Annotated in this window: 16 protein-coding genes; 6 read left to right on the top strand and 10 right to left on the bottom strand. The window is 65.6% G+C overall.

Features of this window, described 5'->3' with window-relative positions; genetic code table 11:
- Nucleotides 1-9: 9 nt before the first annotated feature.
- On the bottom strand, nucleotides 10-309 hold the full coding sequence (locus FGU64_RS00470) for a succinate dehydrogenase assembly factor 2 (RefSeq protein ID WP_139950460.1): 300 nt from the start codon (nucleotides 307-309) through the stop codon (nucleotides 10-12).
- 90 nt (nucleotides 310-399) lie between these two features.
- Here FGU64_RS00470 and recG point away from each other — a divergent pair, with 90 nt between their 5' ends.
- A complete protein-coding gene (gene recG / locus FGU64_RS00465; protein WP_139950459.1) occupies nucleotides 400-2,508 on the top strand; it encodes an ATP-dependent DNA helicase RecG in 2,109 nt (702 codons plus the stop codon).
- On the opposite strand, the gene FGU64_RS00460 is transcribed toward recG, so the two are convergent.
- The 7 genes from FGU64_RS00460 to FGU64_RS00430 form a co-directional block, all read right to left on the bottom strand.
- On the bottom strand, nucleotides 2,460-3,212 hold the full coding sequence (locus FGU64_RS00460) for a DUF502 domain-containing protein (RefSeq protein ID WP_139950458.1): 753 nt from the start codon (nucleotides 3,210-3,212) through the stop codon (nucleotides 2,460-2,462). The genes recG and FGU64_RS00460 overlap by 49 nt on opposite strands.
- 77 nt (nucleotides 3,213-3,289) lie before the next feature.
- Nucleotides 3,290-3,586, bottom strand: a complete 297-nt coding sequence (locus FGU64_RS00455; RefSeq protein WP_139950457.1) for a HigA family addiction module antitoxin — start codon at nucleotides 3,584-3,586, stop codon at nucleotides 3,290-3,292.
- Nucleotides 3,587-3,617: 31 nt separating this feature from the next.
- The gene (locus FGU64_RS00450) at nucleotides 3,618-3,899 is read right to left on the bottom strand and encodes a type II toxin-antitoxin system RelE/ParE family toxin (RefSeq protein ID WP_139950456.1); all 282 of its coding nucleotides are present in this window, start codon (nucleotides 3,897-3,899) and stop codon (nucleotides 3,618-3,620) included.
- Nucleotides 3,900-3,972: 73 nt separating this feature from the next.
- Complete coding sequence (gene glmS, locus FGU64_RS00445) at nucleotides 3,973-5,796, bottom strand: glutamine--fructose-6-phosphate transaminase (isomerizing) (protein WP_139950455.1); 1,824 nt, start codon at nucleotides 5,794-5,796, stop codon at nucleotides 3,973-3,975.
- A gap of 147 nt (nucleotides 5,797-5,943) precedes the next feature.
- On the bottom strand, nucleotides 5,944-7,293 hold the full coding sequence (gene glmU / locus FGU64_RS00440; protein WP_139950454.1) for a bifunctional UDP-N-acetylglucosamine diphosphorylase/glucosamine-1-phosphate N-acetyltransferase GlmU: 1,350 nt from the start codon (nucleotides 7,291-7,293) through the stop codon (nucleotides 5,944-5,946).
- A 97-nt stretch (nucleotides 7,294-7,390) separates the two neighbouring features.
- Nucleotides 7,391-8,137, bottom strand: a complete 747-nt coding sequence (locus tag FGU64_RS00435; RefSeq protein WP_136358146.1) for a cytochrome c biogenesis CcdA family protein — start codon at nucleotides 8,135-8,137, stop codon at nucleotides 7,391-7,393.
- Between the two features lie 94 nt (nucleotides 8,138-8,231).
- On the bottom strand, nucleotides 8,232-9,080 hold the full coding sequence (locus tag FGU64_RS00430; protein WP_348639792.1) for a DMT family transporter: 849 nt from the start codon (nucleotides 9,078-9,080) through the stop codon (nucleotides 8,232-8,234).
- Nucleotides 9,081-9,331: 251 nt separating this feature from the next.
- On the opposite strand from FGU64_RS00430, the gene FGU64_RS00425 reads away from it, so the two are divergent.
- A complete protein-coding gene (locus FGU64_RS00425; protein ID WP_139950452.1) occupies nucleotides 9,332-9,709 on the top strand; it encodes a hypothetical protein in 378 nt (125 codons plus the stop codon).
- Nucleotides 9,710-9,874: 165 nt separating this feature from the next.
- On the opposite strand, the gene FGU64_RS00420 is transcribed toward FGU64_RS00425, so the two are convergent.
- Nucleotides 9,875-10,078, bottom strand: coding sequence for a hypothetical protein (locus tag FGU64_RS00420; protein ID WP_136358140.1), 204 nt, complete (start codon nucleotides 10,076-10,078; stop codon nucleotides 9,875-9,877).
- 88 nt (nucleotides 10,079-10,166) lie between these two features.
- A complete protein-coding gene (locus FGU64_RS23150) occupies nucleotides 10,167-10,334 on the bottom strand; it encodes a hypothetical protein (RefSeq protein ID WP_210239054.1) in 168 nt (55 codons plus the stop codon).
- Between the two features lie 2 nt (nucleotides 10,335-10,336).
- Here FGU64_RS23150 and topA point away from each other — a divergent pair, with 2 nt between their 5' ends.
- From topA to FGU64_RS00400, 4 genes are all read left to right on the top strand, one after another.
- On the top strand, nucleotides 10,337-12,949 hold the full coding sequence (gene topA / locus FGU64_RS00415; RefSeq protein WP_139950451.1) for a type I DNA topoisomerase: 2,613 nt from the start codon (nucleotides 10,337-10,339) through the stop codon (nucleotides 12,947-12,949).
- Nucleotides 12,950-12,953: 4 nt separating this feature from the next.
- Nucleotides 12,954-15,248 (top strand): ribonuclease R, encoded by a 2,295-nt coding sequence (gene rnr / locus FGU64_RS00410; protein ID WP_139950450.1) that lies wholly within the window; start codon nucleotides 12,954-12,956, stop codon nucleotides 15,246-15,248.
- Between the two features lie 2 nt (nucleotides 15,249-15,250).
- The gene (locus FGU64_RS00405; protein WP_139955214.1) at nucleotides 15,251-15,703 is read left to right on the top strand and encodes a DUF983 domain-containing protein; all 453 of its coding nucleotides are present in this window, start codon (nucleotides 15,251-15,253) and stop codon (nucleotides 15,701-15,703) included.
- Nucleotides 15,704-15,775: 72 nt separating this feature from the next.
- A complete protein-coding gene (locus FGU64_RS00400) occupies nucleotides 15,776-16,513 on the top strand; it encodes an NUDIX domain-containing protein (protein ID WP_139950449.1) in 738 nt (245 codons plus the stop codon).
- Nucleotides 16,514-16,538 lie beyond the last annotated feature (25 nt).

The following is a 16,538-nucleotide window of genomic DNA, read 5'->3' as shown; positions in this document are numbered from 1 at the left end:
TGCGTGGTTTCAGATTTGAGATGTCCGGCCGAAAGCCAAAATCCTGTCGAGCAGCGGACATTCCAGATGCGCCGGCACCGGCAGGTCGCCGGTCACCAGCAGGAAGAACTGGTCGTCGGGAAAGTCGAGGAGCTTTTCATATTGGTCGAGTTCGTCGCCGGTCAAGCCGGCGATCTCGGCGTCGGCGAAGCGGCCGAGGATGAAATCCATCTCGCGCATGCCGCGATGCCAGGAGCGGAACAGGAGTTTCTTGCGGCGGGGATGCAGGTCGCCGGTCACGGGGTTTGCCGCTTCTGCCGTTCCGGTCATGCCATGATCCTCGGTTACGGGCGCGATATAGCGTGGATAGGCGAAGGTGTCAGCCTTTGCGCAAGCATTGTGGCGCCATAGACTGACAGGATGCGCCCTGCCCTGCTCGATCCGCTGTTTTCACCCATCACCACGCTTGCCGGCGTCGGCGCGAAAGTGGCTGCCCTCATCGAGCGCGTGCTGCCGCTGGATCTCGGCGGCCGCGAGACGCGCGTCGGCGATCTTCTGTTCGTGCTGCCCAATTCCGTCATCGACCGCCGCAGCCGCCCCGGCATCGCCAACGCCATCGACGGCCAGATCGTCACGCTCGACCTCACCATCGACCGCCACCAGCCGCCGCCGCGCGGCAACCGCTCGGTCCCCTACCGTGTCTACGCCCATGACGACACCGACGACATCGCGCTGACCTTCTTCCACGCCCACGCCGCTTATCTGGAAAAGCAGTTGCCCGAGGGTGAGCAGGTCGTGGTGTCCGGCCGCATGGAGCGGTTCAACGGGCGGCCGTCCATGGTGCATCCCGACCATATCGCGCTGGCCAGCGAAGCGGAAAGCCTGCCACTGGTCGAGCCGGTCTATCCGCTGACGGCGGGGCTTTCGGCCAAGGTGCTGCGCCGGGCCATCGGCCAGGCGGTCGAGCGCGTGCCGACGCTGCCGGAATGGCTCGACGCCGCCTTCATGCGTAAGCACAGTTTTGCGTCCTTCGATGCCGCGCTCGCCCGCCTGCATAATCCGGAAAACCCGCTCGACGCCTCGCCGGAAAATCCGGCGTGGCGCCGGCTGGCCTATGACGAATTCCTCGCCGGACAGGTTTCGCTGGCGCTGGTGCGCGCCAAGGTGCGGCGCCTGTCCGGCCGGCCGCTGGCCGGTGACGGCCGCATCGTCGAAAAGCTCCGCGCCGCCCTGCCCTATTCGCTGACCGGCTCGCAGGAGGCCGCGCTTGCCGAAATCCTCGCCGATCTCGCCGAGCCGGACCGCATGCTGCGCCTGCTGCAAGGCGATGTCGGCTCGGGCAAGACGGTGGTGGCGCTGATGGCCATGGCGCGCGCGGTGGAAGCCGGCGGGCAGGCCGCGCTGATGGCGCCGACTGAAATCCTGGCGCGCCAGCATCTCGCCACCATCGCGCCGCTGGCGGCCCGTGCCGGCCTGCGCACGGCAATCCTGACGGGGCGCGAAAAGGGTCGCGAGCGCGGCGAGACACTGTCCAGGCTGGCGGACGGCTCGATCGACATCGTCGTCGGCACCCACGCGCTGTTCCAGGAGGCCGTGACCTTCAGGAACCTCGTCTTCGCGGTGGTCGACGAGCAGCACCGCTTCGGCGTCCACCAGCGGCTCGCCATCACCGCCAAGGGCGATGCGCCCGACATGCTGGTGATGACGGCCACCCCCATTCCGCGCACGCTGGTGCTGACCGCTTTCGGCGACATGGACACCTCCAAGCTCACAGAGAAGCCGGCGGGCCGACAGCCGATCCGCACCGTCACCCTGCCGATGGAACGGCTTTCCGAACTCGTCGGCCGCATTCGCGACGCGGTGGCCGAGGGCCAGAAAATCTACTGGATCTGCCCACTGGTCGAGGAATCCGAAGAGGTGAAGCTGATGTCGGCGGAAGAGCGCTTCGCCGCGCTCCAGCCCGTTTTCGGCAATCAACTCGGCATCGTCCACGGTCGCATGAAGGGTGCCGAGAAGGACGAGGCGATGCGCGCCTTCAAGGACGGCGAGACGCGCGTGCTGATCGCCACCACCGTCATCGAGGTCGGCGTCGACGTGCCGGACGCCACGATCATGGTGATCGAGCACGCCGAACGCTTCGGCCTCGCCCAGTTGCACCAGTTGCGCGGGCGAGTCGGGCGCGGCTCGAAGCCATCGTCCTGCGTGCTGCTCTACAAGGACCCGCTGGGCGAGACGGCGAAGCGCCGGCTTTCGGTGATGCGCGAGACGGAGGACGGCTTCGTCATCGCGGAAGAAGACCTGAAGCTGCGCGGCGAAGGCGAGTTGCTGGGCACCCGCCAATCCGGCACGCCGGGCTTCCAGGTGGCGCGCATCGAGTTCCACTCGGACCTGCTGGAAGCCGCGCGCGACGACGCCCGCCTCATCCTGTCGCGCGATCCCGAACTGCAATCCGAGCGCGGCGAAGCGATCCGCCTGCTGCTCTATCTGTTCGGCCGCGACGAGGCGGTGCGCCTGTTGCGCGCCGGCTGAGGCAAGGTGCCTTCCTCCGGATTGGCGATCTCGATCGGCAGGCCGTCCGGGCCGAGCACCTTCTTCTTCACCGGCGGCGCCACCAGCCCGGCCGAGACGATCAGCTTGGCGCCGTCTTCTATGCTCATGTCGAGCATGACGATCTCGGACTTGCGCACATACATCAGGAATCCGGTTGTCGGGTTCGGCGTGCAGGGCATGAAGACGGCGATCAGCGGATCGCCCGGCTTATCCAGTTTCTCGCCGATCTCGGTTTCCTTCTCACCGGCGACGAAGACCAGAGACCAGACGTCCTTGCGCGGATATTCCACCATGGCGACCTGGCTGAACATGTTGCCCTTGTCGGAAAAGACGGTCTGGAAGATCTGTTTTAGCGAGCCGTAAATGCCGCGCACCAGTGGCATGCGGCCAAGCAGGCGCTCGCCGAAACCGACGACGGCGCGGCCGACGATGTTGGCGGTGAGGAAGCCGATCAGGGTGATCAGCACCAGCGCCACGATCAACCCGAAGCCCGGAATACGGAACGAGAGGTAGGTGTCCGGGCTGTAGCGGGCTGGAATATAGGGCTTCACCCACGAATCGACCCAGCCGATGAACGACCAGGCGATGTAGGCAGTGATCGCCAGCGGCGCGCAGACGATGAAGCCGGTGAGGAAATAGTTCCTCAGCCGCGTCATCGCAGAAGGTTTCAGAGTATCCGACATGCCCCGCCGTCTCGTTGCGCCGCAACATTAGGGGAGCGGGGCGAAGTTTGGAACCGGGAAGTTTTCCGGCTGCACTATCATGCAGCTTTCAGCGGCTCGATCTTGTCGAGTTCCGACGCCAGTTTCCGGGCCTCGGTCTCCAACTCGTAAGCTTGCTGGAAATTCATCCAGAATTCGGGGGTCGTATCAAAAAACCGAGCCAGCCGCAGGGCCGTGTCGGGCGTTACACCGATCTCTTCCTTTGCGATTCTCTCGATGCGGGTACGTGGCAGATTGAGTTTGCGCGCCAATGCTCCGGCACTCATGTTCAGCGGCACCAGATATTCCTCGCGGAGGAATTCACCGGGATGAAGGGGGCGGGCGAATTTAAGCATCTGTTCCTTGACGGTCAGGGCAAGAGCCCGATCAATGATAGTCGACGATCTCCACGTCCTCGGCGCCAGCTTCCGTCCAACGAAAACAGATACGCCATTGCTCGTTGATGCGGATAGAATGCTGTCCGGCGCGATCCCCTTTCAAAGCCTCGAGATGATTTCCCGGAGGCGAACGAAGGTCCCTCAAGTCTGCTGCATTAGCGACGGCTCGCAGACGGCGTTCAGTGCGGGCAATCAAATCCGACGGAAATCCCTTCGGCGCCTTTCCAGCCGCGATCGCCTCAACAGCTTTGCCTTTGTATGAAACGATCATTGCTGCTCAACTCCTATGTATCATACACCGATACATGGATGAGTCAACAACTTCGTATCACCCGATGATACGCCTACTCCACCGTCACGGATTTCGCCAGGTTGCGCGGCTGGTCGACGTCGGTGCCCATGAAGACGGCGGTGAAATAGGCCAGCATCTGGATCGGCAGCGCGTAGACGATCGGCGCGATGATCTCCGGCACGTCCGGCAGCACGATGGTCTCCAGCGTGTTCACCGTCGAGTGGGCCGCTCCCTTGGCGTCGGTGATGAGGATGATCTTGCCGCCGCGCGCGGCGACCTCCTGCATGTTGGAAACCGTCTTGTCGAAGATGCGGTCGTGCGGGGCGATGACGATCACCGGCATGTTCTCGTCGATCAGCGCGATCGGGCCGTGCTTCAGCTCACCCGCCGCGTAGCCTTCGGCGTGAATGTAGGAGATTTCCTTGAGCTTCAGCGCGCCTTCCATGGCGAGCGGGAAATTGGTGTCGCGGCCGAGATAGAGCACGTGCTTGTAGTGGGACAATTCCCGCGCGACCTTCTCGATCTGCGCATCGAGCTTCAGCACCTGGCTGGCAAAGCGCGGCGCCTCAGCAAGCTGGCGCACCATCGCCTTCGCCTCTGCGGCCGAGACGGTGCCGCGCGCTTCCGCCGCCTTCAGCGCCAGAGAGGCCAGCACCGAAAGCTGGCAGGTGAAGGCCTTCGTGGACGCCACGCCGATCTCGGGGCCGGCAAGAGTCGGCAGCGTCACGTCGCTTTCGCGAGCGATGGTGGATTCGCGCACGTTGACGACGGCGCCGATCGGCAGGCCCTGGCTGCGGCAATAGCGCAGCGAGGCCAGCGTGTCGGCCGTTTCGCCGGATTGCGAAATGAAGAGCGCGGCCGCGTTCTTCGACAGCGGCATCTCGCGGTAGCGGAACTCCGAGGCGATATCGATATCCACCGGCAGGCGGGCGAAGCGCTCGAACCAGTACTTGCCGATCAGGCCGCTCAGATAGGCAGTGCCGCAGGCCGAAATCGCCAGGCGATCGATCCTGGCGAAGTCGAACGGCAGGTCGAGCGGCTTCGAGGTGCCGTTGGCGAAATCGAGGTAATGCGCCAGCGTGTGGGAGATCACCTCCGGCTGCTCATGGATTTCCTTTTCCATGAAGTGCCGGTGATTGCCCTTGTCGACCATGTAGCTGGTGCCGAGCGACTGCTGGCGCTTGCGCTCCACCTTGTTGCCGTCGATGTCGTAGATGGCGACTTCGTTGCGGCGCACCACCGCCCAGTCGCCGTCCTCCAGATAGGTGATGGCGTTGGTGAACGGCGCCAGCGCGATGGCGTCGGAGCCGAGGAACATCTCGCCCTCGCCATGGCCTACAGCCAGCGGCGGGCCGTTGCGGGCGCCGACGATCAGGTCCTCGTCGCCCTTGAACATGATGGCCAGCGCAAAGGCGCCCTGCAGGCGCTTCAGCGCCCGGTGCGCGGCTTCGGTCGGAGAAGCGCCGCGCGCCACTTCGCGCGACACCAGATGGGCGACCACCTCAGTGTCGGTCTGCGAGGCGAATTCGTAGCCGTCCTTCTTCAGTTCGTCGCGCAGTTCGGCGAAATTCTCGATGATGCCGTTGTGGACGATGGCGACGCCGTTGGAGAAATGCGGGTGCGCGTTCGTCTCGTTGGGCACGCCATGGGTGGCCCAGCGGGTGTGGCCGATGCCGATGGTGCCGGCGAGCGGCTCGTCCTGGAGCCGGCGCTCGAGGTTGACCAGCTTGCCCTCGGCGCGGCGGCGGCCCAGCTCGCCGCGCTCGATGGTAGCGACGCCAGCGGAATCGTAGCCGCGATACTCAAGCCGCTTCAGCGCGTCGACGATAAGCGGCGCCACCGGCGTATGGCCGACAATCGCTACAATTCCGCACATGGACTGCCCCCGATGAAAGCTCTGTGGCGCCTATCTAGGAGGCGGCACGGCAGCGTTGAAATCACATTACGTTTCGCTTCGTATCGGCAAGACGCCGCGTCTGCGGCCTCACTATGGCAGGCCCAAGCCCAAGTCCAGCCGGCCATTTCATGCCTTCTTGGCCGATGCGCGGCGCGCGCGCAGCTCCTTCGCCTTGCCGGGCAGCGTCTTCTGGCGGGCGCGGCCGAACGCCAGCGCGTCGTCCGGGACGGACTCGGTGATGACGCTTCCCGAAGCGATATAGGCGCCCGTGCCGATGGAGACCGGCGCGACCAAGGACGAGTTCGAGCCGACGAAGGCGCCCTCGCCGATGTCGGTGAAGAACTTGGAATAGCCGTCGTAGTTGCAGGTGATGGTGCCCGCCCCGATGTTGGCGCCGGCGCCGATGCGCGCATCGCCGATATAGGTGAGGTGGTTGACCTTGGCGCCCTCCTCCACCGTGGCGTTCTTGATCTCCACGAAATTGCCGGCCTTGGCCCTGGCCTTCAGGGCCGCCCCCGGACGCAGGCGCGCGAAGGGGCCGATGTCGCAGCCGGGGCCGATGTTCGCGCCCTCGAAATGGCTGTAGGCATGGATTTTCGCACCCGCTCCGACGGTGACGCCCAGGCCGAAGAAGACGTTCGGCTCGACGACGGTGTCGGGGCCGATCTCGGTATCGAAGGAGAAGAACACCGTTTCCGGCGCGATCAGGGTAACGCCCGACAACATGGCCGCCTCGCGGCGGCGCTTCTGCCAGATCGCCTCGGCCTCGGCCAGCTGGACGCGGTTGTTGATGCCCAGCGCATTCTCGAAGCTCGCCTCGGTGGCGACGACCGAAAGCCCTTGGCCGCCGGCGATCTCGACGATGTCGGTGAGGTAGTATTCGCCCTTGGCGTTGTCGTTGCCGACCGCATCGAGCAGCGCCAGCGCATGGGCGCCTGCAATCGCCATCAGGCCGCTGTTGCAGAAGGTGATGCGGCGCTCCTCTTCGGAACAGTCCTTCTCCTCGCGTATGGCGAGCAGCTTGCCGTCCTTCTCGATCAGGCGGCCGTAGCCGGTCGGCTCGTCGGCACGGAAGCCGAGCACGACGACGGCCGCCCCCTCGGCCAGCTTCTCGCGCGCCGCGACCAGCGCGCCGGCATCGATCAGCGGCGTGTCACCGAACATCACCAGGACATCGTCGTAGCCGGCCGCGATATCCTCGCGCGCGGCGAGCGCCGCGTCGGCGGTGCCGAGGCGCCTTTCCTGCACGAACAGCTTCGCCGCCGGCGCGAATTTTTCCGCCGCCTTGCGCACCTCGTCGGCGCCGTGGCCGATCACCAGCGCCAGTTCGCCGGCACCCGCGGCTTCCGCCGCCCTGACCACATGCGCCACCATCGGCAGGCCGGCTACCTTGTGCAGCACCTTGGGCAGCGCGCTTTTCATGCGGGTGCCCTCGCCTGCGGCAAGAACAATGGACAGGCACGAACGACTATTCATGAAGTTGGACCGGTTCCGGGACGGTGGGAATCGCAAAGCTCAATAGCATTGGCTTGTTTGTCCACCAATGCGGTTAAATTCGGGTGAGCAACCGCAACTATCCGAGCTGGCCGAGGACCGGGAAATTCTCCAGCAACCAATAGGACAGGCTCTGCACGCCGCCGGTGAGGAAGAAAACGCCGGCCACGACCAGCAGGCCACCGATCACTTTCTCGACGCGGCCGAGATGGACGCGGAATTTTTGCAGGAAGCGCATGAAGGCGCCTGAAAACAGGGCCGCGACGAGGAAGGGAATGCCGAGGCCGAGCGAATAGGCGGCAAGGAGTGCTGCCCCCTCGCCCACCGTCTCGCGCCCGCCGGCCAGCGTCAGGATCGGCCCGAGCACCGGGCCGATGCACGGCGTCCAGCCGAAGGCGAAGGCAAGGCCCATGAGGTAGGCCGCCACCGCGCTCGCCGGCTTGCCCTCGCTCTGGAAGCGCGCCTCGCGCGACAAAAGCGGGATCTTCAGAATGCCGAGGAAATTCAGGCCCATGACGATGATGAGGATACCGGCGGCAAAGGCAAGCTGTTCCTGCCAGACCCTGAGGAAATGGCCGATGGTCGAGGCGCCGGCACCGAGCGCGACGAACACCGTGGAGAAGCCGAGCACGAAGGCGACGGAAGCGGCAAGCAGCGCGCCGCGCGCCCCGGACCTTGCCGCCACGCCTGCGTCGCCGCGGAAATCGTCCACCGACACGCCGGCCATGTAGCACAGATAGGGCGGCACCAGCGGCAGCACGCAAGGCGACAGGAACGACAGCGCTCCCGCCCCGACGGCGCTGACGTAGCCGATATCCAATGCCATTGTGCCGCTCCAGTTTCGCGACCGCGATATAGCCGCAGTCACTACGGCACGCCAATCACCATCCCGTGCCCGCGCCGCAACGTCGCGGTACGCTTCAGGCGACGATCGCCAGCCGCCGCCTGCGCCCGTCAAGGAGCACGATCGTCAGCCCGCTGGCGACGACCAGCAGGATGCCGACGACGGCGAGCGCGTTCGGAAACTGGCCGAATACCAGCAGGCCCGAGATCACCGCCCAGACGGTGAAACAATAATAGAATGGCGCGACCACGCCGGTAGGCCCGACGCGATAGGCCATGAAGATGAAGAAGTGGCCGAAGATCAGGAAGAATCCCGCGCCCGCCATCAGCAACAGATGATGGGCGGACGGCATGATCCACCGCTCGGTGGCCAGATGGGCGAAGCCGGCGCCGACGAGGACGACGAGCACGGCGGAAATCGCCACGATCATGCCGGGTATCTCGGCGGCGACGCGACGCCCGGTCAGGTCGCGCGCGGCCGAAAGCGCGGCATTGGCGAGTGCCAGCAGGGCGTAGACGGAAATTCCCTGCATGGTCGGCTGCGCGATCATCAGAGCACCGGCGAAGCCGACGCCGATCAGCGCCATGCGCAGGCCGCCGATGCGTTCGCCGAACAGAAGCGAAGCGCCGAGCAGGACGAGCAACGGCGTGACCTGGCCGAGCGCGGTGGAGTCGGCGATCTGCATGTTGGCCAGCGCCACGACATAGGCGAGGATCGCCGCCGTTTCGAACAGGTTCCTGGTCAGCACGCGCTTCTCGACAAGGAGCGGGAACTGCCTGCCGTACCCGAGAACGAACAGCATCGGAATGCCCCACAGCGTCGCCGCCGCGCCGCGCAGGAACAGCACCTCATAGGGCGGAAGCCCTTCGGTGGCGAGCTTCATCAGCGTGTCGTTGATGATGTACGACCCTGTCGACAGGATCATGAAAAGCGGACCACGGAAGATCGACAAGGAGTGTTGCATCCGTAGACAGAACCAGAGCCGCAACATGGCGGCAAGCGCCGCGACGCCTGGTCCAATCGACGGCAGGGCAAACAGGCCAGGCGCATCCGAAATTCGCGGCCGGGCGACCATATCCGCCGCCGAATATCCCATCGGGGACGAAACAGCGCGCCCGCGACGTTTACCCTGCGTGGGCCGCGATCCTCGCGGTTGTCCAGACAGGGAGATTTTCGATGAAAGCGATCGCATTTGGCTTCGCCATGTTGCTGGCCGGCACAGCCGCTTCCCAAGCCGCCGACGCCTGGAAGGAAGCCGAGGTCAACGGCACCAAGATCTACACCGACGCCAACGGCATGACGCTCTACACCTACGACAAGGACGAGGCCGGCAAATCCAACTGCTACGACAAATGCGCGACCAACTGGCCGCCGCTGAAGGCTGCCGCCGATGCCAAGGACGAAGGCGAATGGACGGTGGTCAAGCGCACCGACGGCACCGCCATGTGGGCCTATGAGGGCCACCCGCTCTACACGTTCATCAAGGACAAGAAGGCCGGCGACACGACCGGAGACGGCGTCGGCGACGTCTGGCACATCGCCAAGGCCGATTGATCCGCCTCAAGATGGTGCCCGGCCGCTCACATGCCGGTGAGGCTGGCCGGGCGAGGCAGCGCAGGGACCGCCGAAGCCCGTATCATGGGCTCAAGCCCGCGATCCATCAATTCGCCCATAAGGATTAGCTGCCGGCTCGCCCCAGCGCGGCGGAGGGTGCCATCGTCAGGCCACTCCCCGCCGGCCGCCTTGCTGGACGCGCGCCGGGCGCTCGCCGCGGATGATGTCGGAGGCCTCGAGATAGGCCATCTCGATCAGGTAGGCGAGCATGTCGCAACGTTCGGCCTCCGCCATGGTGCGCAACTGGCCGAGCATGGACTGCATGTAGTCGAGCGTCTCGGTCCGCCTTCTGGTATAGATCTGCCGCATTTCGGACGTCCTCGCCTGCCGTCTGCGTCGTTGCCCTGGCCAAATCGGAGACGCTTTCGCCAAGGCAGGGACAATCTATTCCCATTATCTAAAATTGCAAACTTTTATCATTATCGCGCACTGGTTGTATCACGAGGATGAGGCCATTTTCGCCCTGGCTCTTGACCGGATCGAAAAGCACGGCCATTTGACGGGCGATCCGAATGACAATTCGCCCGCGGCTCGTCACCTGCCGCAGCGCCTGCACCAAGAGCATCCATGGACGTCGTCGTCGTCGAATCGCCCGCAAAGGCGAAGACAATCAACAAATATCTCGGCCGCAACTACAAGGTTCTGGCCTCCTTCGGCCATGTCCGCGACCTGCCGGCCAAGGACGGCTCGGTCAAGCCCGACGAGAATTTCGCCATGTCCTGGTCGGTGGACACGGCCTCGGGCAAGCGGCTGGCCGACATCGCCAAAGCGGTGAAGGACGCCGACGGGCTGATCCTCGCAACCGACCCGGACCGCGAGGGCGAGGCGATTTCCTGGCATGTGCTGGAAGTGCTGAAGCAGAAGCGCGCGCTGAAGGACAAGAAGGTCAGCCGCGTCGTCTTCAACGCCATCACCAAGAATTCCGTGCTCGACGCCATGGCCAACCCGCGCGAGATCGACGCGCCGCTGGTCGACGCCTATCTGGCGCGGCGCGCGCTCGACTATCTGGTCGGCTTCACGCTGTCGCCGGTCCTGTGGCGCAAGCTGCCCGGCGCCCGCTCGGCCGGCCGCGTGCAGTCGGTGGCGCTGCGCCTCGTCTGCGACCGCGAATCGGAGATCGAGCGCTTCGTCCGCGAGGAATACTGGAACATCGCCGCCATCCTCGGCACGCCGCGCGAGGACACGTTCGAGGCGCGGCTGACGGCCTATGAGGGCAAGAAGCTCCAGAAGCTCGACATCAAGAACAAGGACCAGGCCGACGGTATCAAGGCGATGCTGGAGGGTGCTTCCTTCCGTGCGCTGTCGGTGGAAGCCAAGCCGACCAGGCGCAACCCGGCGCCGCCCTTCACCACGTCCACCTTGCAGCAGGCCGCCTCCTCGCGGCTCGGCTTCTCGGCCAACCGCACCATGCAGGTGGCGCAGCGCCTCTACGAAGGCATGGACATCGGCGGCGAGACGGCCGGCCTCATCACCTATATGCGTACCGACGGCGTGCAGATGGCGCCGGAGGCGATCTCGGCCGCCCGCGACGCGATCGGCAAGGAATTCGGCGACAAGTACCTGCCGGAGAAACCGCGCCACTACACCACCAAGGCCAAGAACGCGCAGGAAGCGCACGAGGCGATCCGCCCGACCGACTTCTTCCGCACGCCGGCTTCGGTCAGGCAATATCTCGACGCCGACCAGGCACGGCTCTATGAGCTGATCTGGAAGCGCGCCATCGCCAGCCAGATGAACGCCGCCGAGATCGAGCGCACGACGGTCGAGATCGAGGCCGTCAACGGCTCCCGCACCGCTGGCCTGCGCGCCGTCGGCTCGGTCGTCCGTTTCGACGGCTTCATCGCCGCCTATACCGACCAGAAGGACGAGGATTCAGAAGACGAGGAAAACCGCCGACTGCCGGAAATCCGCCAGGGCGAGGCACTCGACCGCGAGGCCGTCAATGCCACGCAGCACACGACCGAGCCGCCGCCGCGCTATTCCGAAGCCTCGCTGATCAAGAAGCTGGAGGAACTCGGCATCGGCCGTCCTTCCACCTATGCGGCGACGCTGAAGACGCTGGAAGACCGCGAATATGTCGTGATCGACAAGCGCCGGCTGATCCCCGAAGCCAAGGGCAGGCTGGTCACAGCCTTCCTCGAGAACTTCTTCGACAAATATGTCGAGTACGATTTCACCGCTTCACTGGAAGAAAAGCTCGACGAGATTTCCGATGGCAAGCTCGCCTGGAAGGACGTGCTGCGCGACTTCTGGAAAGACTTTTCGGCGCATGTCGACGAGACCAAGGAACTGCGCGTCACCGACGTGCTCGACGCGCTGAACGAGGAACTGGCGCCGCTGGTATTCCCTGCGCGGGAAGACGGCTCCGATCCGCGCATCTGTCCGAAATGCGGCACCGGCAACCTGTCCCTGAAGCTCGGCAAGTACGGCGCCTTCGTCGGCTGCTCGAACTATCCCGAATGCGGCTACACCCGCCAGCTCGGCGGCGAGGCCAACGGCAACGGCGAGAACGGCGGCGCGGTCGATGGCGCCAAGGTGCTCGGCAAGGACCCCTACACCGCCGAGGAAATCACGCTGCGTTCCGGCCGCTTCGGCCCCTATGTGCAGCGCGGCGAAGGCAAGGAGGCCAAGCGCTCCAGCCTGCCGAAGGGCTGGACGGCCGATTCCATCGACCACGAGAAGGCGCTGGCGCTGCTTTCGCTGCCGCGCGACGTCGGCAAGCATCCCGAAACCGGCAAGATGATCTCGGCCGGGCTCGGCCGCTACGGGCCGTTCGTGCTGCACGATGGTACCTACGCCAATGTCGAATCGATCGAGGACGTGTTCTCCATCGGCCTCAATCGCGCCGTCTCGGTGATCGCCGAGAAGCAGGCCAAGGGCAAGGGCGGCCGCAACGGCGGCACGCCGGCGGCGCTGAAGGAGCTCGGCGAGCATCCCGACGGCGGCAAGATCACCGTGCGCGACGGCAAGTACGGCCCCTATGTCAACTGGGAAAAGGTCAACGCGACGCTGCCCAAGGGCAAGGACCCGCAGTCGGTGACTGTCGAGGAAGCCCTTGCGCTGATCGCCGAGAGGGCGGCCAAGAGCGGCGGCGGCAAGAAACCGGCGCGCAAGGCGGCAGCGAAGAAGCCCGCAAGCAAGGCGGCGGCGAAAAAACCGGCCGCTAAAAAGAAGGAATAGCGGCTTGGCACGCAGGATCTCCGGACGGCACCACGGCGATCCGCGCGCTACCGATACCCGTCGCGGCAAGGACGCCTACCGCCCCTCGCGCGACGAGATCCTGCGCTACATCGCCGAGAACCCGGATCGCTCCGGCAAGCGCGAGATCGCCAAGGCGTTCGCGTTGCGCGGCGACGACCGCATCTGGCTGAAGGACATGCTGCGCGACCTCGCCGACGAGGGCTTGCTGGAAAAAAGCCGCAAGCGCCACATCCGCCCCGGTGCGCTGCCGCATGTCACTGTGCTCGAAATCTTCGGCCGCGACAGCGAAGGCGGCCTGCTGGCGCGGCCAATCGACTATCAAGGCGAGCAGCCGCCGACCGTCGCGCTGCGCTCGTCGCGCGGCAACGGCGGCCCGGCTCCCGGCATCGGCGACCGCGTGCTGGCGAAAACCTTCCCGACCGACGACGAGAGCGGGCCGGCCTATACGGGGCGGGTGATGAAGCTGTTCGAGAAGCGCTCGGAAGCCGTGCTCGGCATCTTCCGCGTGCTCAGGGACGGCACCTTCCGCATCGAGCCGGTGGAACGACGGCAGCCGGAACTGATCGTCGACAAGGAGTTCCAGAACGGCGCGAAGAACGGCGACCTTGTCGAGGTCGAACCGTCGAAGGCCGGGCGCTATGGCCTGCCGAAGGCCAAGGTGCTTTCGGTGCTGGGCTCGCTGACCAGCGAGAAGGCGGTCTCGATGATCGCCATCCACGCCCACGACATCCCGCACATCTTCCCGCCGGACGTGCTGGCGGAGGCAGAGGCGCTCAAGCCGGTCACGCTGGAGAAGCGCGAAGACTGGCGCGACCTGCCGCTGGTCACCATCGATCCGGCCGACGCCAAGGACCATGACGACGCGGTGTTCGCCGTGCCCGACACCGACGAGAACAACGTCGGCGGTGTGGTGGTGACGGTCGCCATCGCCGACGTTGCCGCCTATGTGCGGCCGGGCACGCCACTCGACCGCGAGGCGCTGAAGCGCGGCAATTCGGTCTATTTCCCGGATCGGGTCGTGCCGATGCTGCCGGAGCGCATCTCGAACAATCTGTGCTCTCTGCGCGAGGGCGAGGACAAGCCGGCAATCGCCGTGCGCATGACGTTTTCTGCGGAAGGCCGCAAAATTCGCCATTCCTTCCATCGCGTCATGATGAAGTCGGCCGCCAAGCTCGCCTACCCCCAGGCGCAGGCGACCATCGACGGCGTGCCCGACGACAAGACCGGGCCGATCCTCGACACGGTGCTGAAGCCACTGTGGGACGCCTACGCCGTCTTGAAGCGCGGCCGCGACGCGCGCCAGCCGCTGGAACTCGACCTGCCGGAACGAAAAATCCTGCTCAAGGAAGACGGCACCGTCGACCGCGTGGTGGTGCCGGAACGGCTCGACGCCCACAAGCTGATCGAAGAATTCATGATCCAGGCCAATGTCGCCGCGGCCGAGACGCTGGAGGGCAGGAAGCAGGCGCTGGTCTACCGTATCCACGACGCGCCGTCGCTGGCCAAGCAGGAATCGCTGCGCGAGTTTTTGCAGACGCTTAGCCTGTCACTGGCGCGCGGCGCGCAGATGCGGCCGGCCCAGTTCAACGGCATATTGGAGCGGGTACGCGGCGCCGACAACGAGGCGCTGGTCAACGAAGTGGTGCTGCGCTCGCAGAGTCAGGCGGAGTATTCGCCAGCCAATATCGGCCATTTCGGCCTCAACCTGCGCCGCTACGCGCATTTCACCTCGCCGATCCGCCGCTATGCCGACCTGATCGTGCACCGTGCGCTGATCGCCTCCCTCGGCCTCGGCGACGGCGGATTGACGCGCGAGGAGGAAGCGCGGCTGGAGGAGATTTCCGCCTTGATTTCGGCGACGGAACGCCGCGCCATGGCGGCGGAACGCGAGACGGTGGACCGGCTCACCGCCGCGTATCTCTCCGAGCGCGTCGACGAGCGTTTCGACGCCCGCATCTCCGGCGTCACCAAGGCCGGGCTGTTTGTCACATTGCCGCAGTTCGGTGCGGATGGCTTTATTCCGGTGTCATCCCTGGGTGGCGACTACTATATCTACGACGAAACAGCGCGATCGCTGTTCGGCGAACGCAGCGGGAAAGGCTACCAGCTTGCGGACCGTGTCGAGGTCCGTCTCGTGGAAGTGGCGCCGATGGCCGGCGCGATGCGCTTCGAGATGCTGAGCGAACCCAAGCCCCTGCCCGGCTCGCGGCGGTCGTTCCACAAGGCAAAGGGCCGCGCCCGGGCTTCACAAGGGCGCCCGCGCGGCAGGAGACGGTGATGATGGCGACTGACTCTGGCATGGAAGCGCAGGTTTTCGGCGGCGAGCACCAGTCCGGGCGGCCGGCGCGGCCGATCTGGGAGGCGATGAAGCGCGGCTTCTTCGGCCGCTGCCCGCATTGCGGCGAGGGCAAGCTGTTCCGCGCCTTCGTCAAGACGGTGGACAAGTGCGCCGTGTGTGGCGAGGACATTTCCCATCACCGCGCCGACGACCTGCCGGCCTATCTGGTCATCGTCATCGTCGGCCACGTCGTGCTCGGCGGCTTCATGGCGGTCGAGATGACCTCCAACTGGGCGATGTGGCAGCATCTCGCCGTCTGGGCGCCGTTGACGGTGCTGATGTCGCTGGCGCTGCTGCAACCGGTCAAGGGCGCGGTCGTTGGCCTGCAATGGGCCTGCTACATGCACGGCTTCGGCGGCGAAAAAGACGAGTTCGAAACGCATCCGGAGCTGTAGGTGGCCATTGGTGCAATGGCCCGCAGGCATTCGCCCCTTTCCCGGCCGGCGACTTTCGGCTAGGTCGGACGCATGCACGGAATGAGCAAGGCGGAAGTGGACGCGGTCGAACGCATCGCATTGGGCGCCGGTCCCAAGCGTCCGCGCGATGCCGCGACCCTGATCCTGCTCGACGGCGAAGGCGGCGCGGCCCGCGTGCTGATGGGGCGGCGCCACATGCGCCACGCCTTCATGCCGGGGAAATTCGTGTTTCCCGGCGGCCGCACCGACCCGGCCGACAGCCGAATCCCGGCGGCGACGCCGCTGCCCCCCGAAGAAGAGGCGCGGCTGACCGCCCGCGCCGGAAAAGTGGGCGCGGCCCGCGCCCGGGCCATCGCGCTGTCCGCCATCCGCGAAACCTATGAGGAAGCCGGCCTGCTCATCGGCCGGCGGGCTCCGTTCAGCACCGCGAAGCGCGACTGGCAGGGTTTTGCCGAGCATGGCGTCGCCCCTTCGCTGGAAGCGATGCGCTTCATCGCCCGCGCGATCACGCCTCCCGGCCGGGTGCGCCGCTTCGACACCCGCTTCCTCGCCGCGTGGCGCAGCGACGTGGCGCTGGAATTGCCCGAGGGCGGGCCGACGAACGAGTTGGAGGAACTCGTCTGGCTGCCGCTCGCGGAGGCCCGGCAGGCCGATATTCCGGCGATCACCCGCACGATCCTGGAAGAACTGGAGCGGCGGCTCGCCTTCGATCCGCTGCTCAAGCCCGGCGGCGGCGAGGTGCCGTTCTACCGGATGATCGGCAAGCGGTTCATCCGCGAAGTTCTCTAGTCAGTCAGTTCAGCATCAGGGTCTT

The organism is Mesorhizobium sp. 8 (assembly GCF_006351905.1).
GTDB classification, from domain to species: domain Bacteria; phylum Pseudomonadota; class Alphaproteobacteria; order Rhizobiales; family Rhizobiaceae; genus Mesorhizobium; species Mesorhizobium composti.
Note: the sequence above shows the minus strand (reverse complement) of the source record. Positions and strands in the feature narration are given on the sequence as shown.

Excerpts from the sequence above, each read along its gene's own strand:
- FGU64_RS00470 (WP_139950460.1), bottom strand. The coding sequence starts at position 309 with ATGACCGGAACGGCAGAAGCGGCAAACCCCGTGACCGGCGACCTGCAT.
- recG (WP_139950459.1), top strand. The coding sequence starts at position 400 with ATGCGCCCTGCCCTGCTCGATCCGCTGTTTTCACCCATCACCACGCTT.
- FGU64_RS00460 (WP_139950458.1), bottom strand. The coding sequence starts at position 3,212 with ATGTCGGATACTCTGAAACCTTCTGCGATGACGCGGCTGAGGAACTAT.
- FGU64_RS00455 (WP_139950457.1), bottom strand. The coding sequence starts at position 3,586 with ATGCTTAAATTCGCCCGCCCCCTTCATCCCGGTGAATTCCTCCGCGAG.
- FGU64_RS00450 (WP_139950456.1), bottom strand. The coding sequence starts at position 3,899 with ATGATCGTTTCATACAAAGGCAAAGCTGTTGAGGCGATCGCGGCTGGA.
- glmS (WP_139950455.1), bottom strand. The coding sequence starts at position 5,796 with ATGTGCGGAATTGTAGCGATTGTCGGCCATACGCCGGTGGCGCCGCTT.
- glmU (WP_139950454.1), bottom strand. The coding sequence starts at position 7,293 with ATGAATAGTCGTTCGTGCCTGTCCATTGTTCTTGCCGCAGGCGAGGGC.
- FGU64_RS00435 (WP_136358146.1), bottom strand. The coding sequence starts at position 8,137 with ATGGCATTGGATATCGGCTACGTCAGCGCCGTCGGGGCGGGAGCGCTG.
- FGU64_RS00430 (WP_348639792.1), bottom strand. The coding sequence starts at position 9,080 with ATGATCCTGTCGACAGGGTCGTACATCATCAACGACACGCTGATGAAG.
- FGU64_RS00425 (WP_139950452.1), top strand. The coding sequence starts at position 9,332 with ATGAAAGCGATCGCATTTGGCTTCGCCATGTTGCTGGCCGGCACAGCC.
- FGU64_RS00420 (WP_136358140.1), bottom strand. The coding sequence starts at position 10,078 with ATGCGGCAGATCTATACCAGAAGGCGGACCGAGACGCTCGACTACATG.
- FGU64_RS23150 (WP_210239054.1), bottom strand. The coding sequence starts at position 10,334 with ATGCTCTTGGTGCAGGCGCTGCGGCAGGTGACGAGCCGCGGGCGAATT.
- topA (WP_139950451.1), top strand. The coding sequence starts at position 10,337 with ATGGACGTCGTCGTCGTCGAATCGCCCGCAAAGGCGAAGACAATCAAC.
- FGU64_RS00405 (WP_139955214.1), top strand. The coding sequence starts at position 15,251 with ATGGCGACTGACTCTGGCATGGAAGCGCAGGTTTTCGGCGGCGAGCAC.
- FGU64_RS00400 (WP_139950449.1), top strand. The coding sequence starts at position 15,776 with ATGCACGGAATGAGCAAGGCGGAAGTGGACGCGGTCGAACGCATCGCA.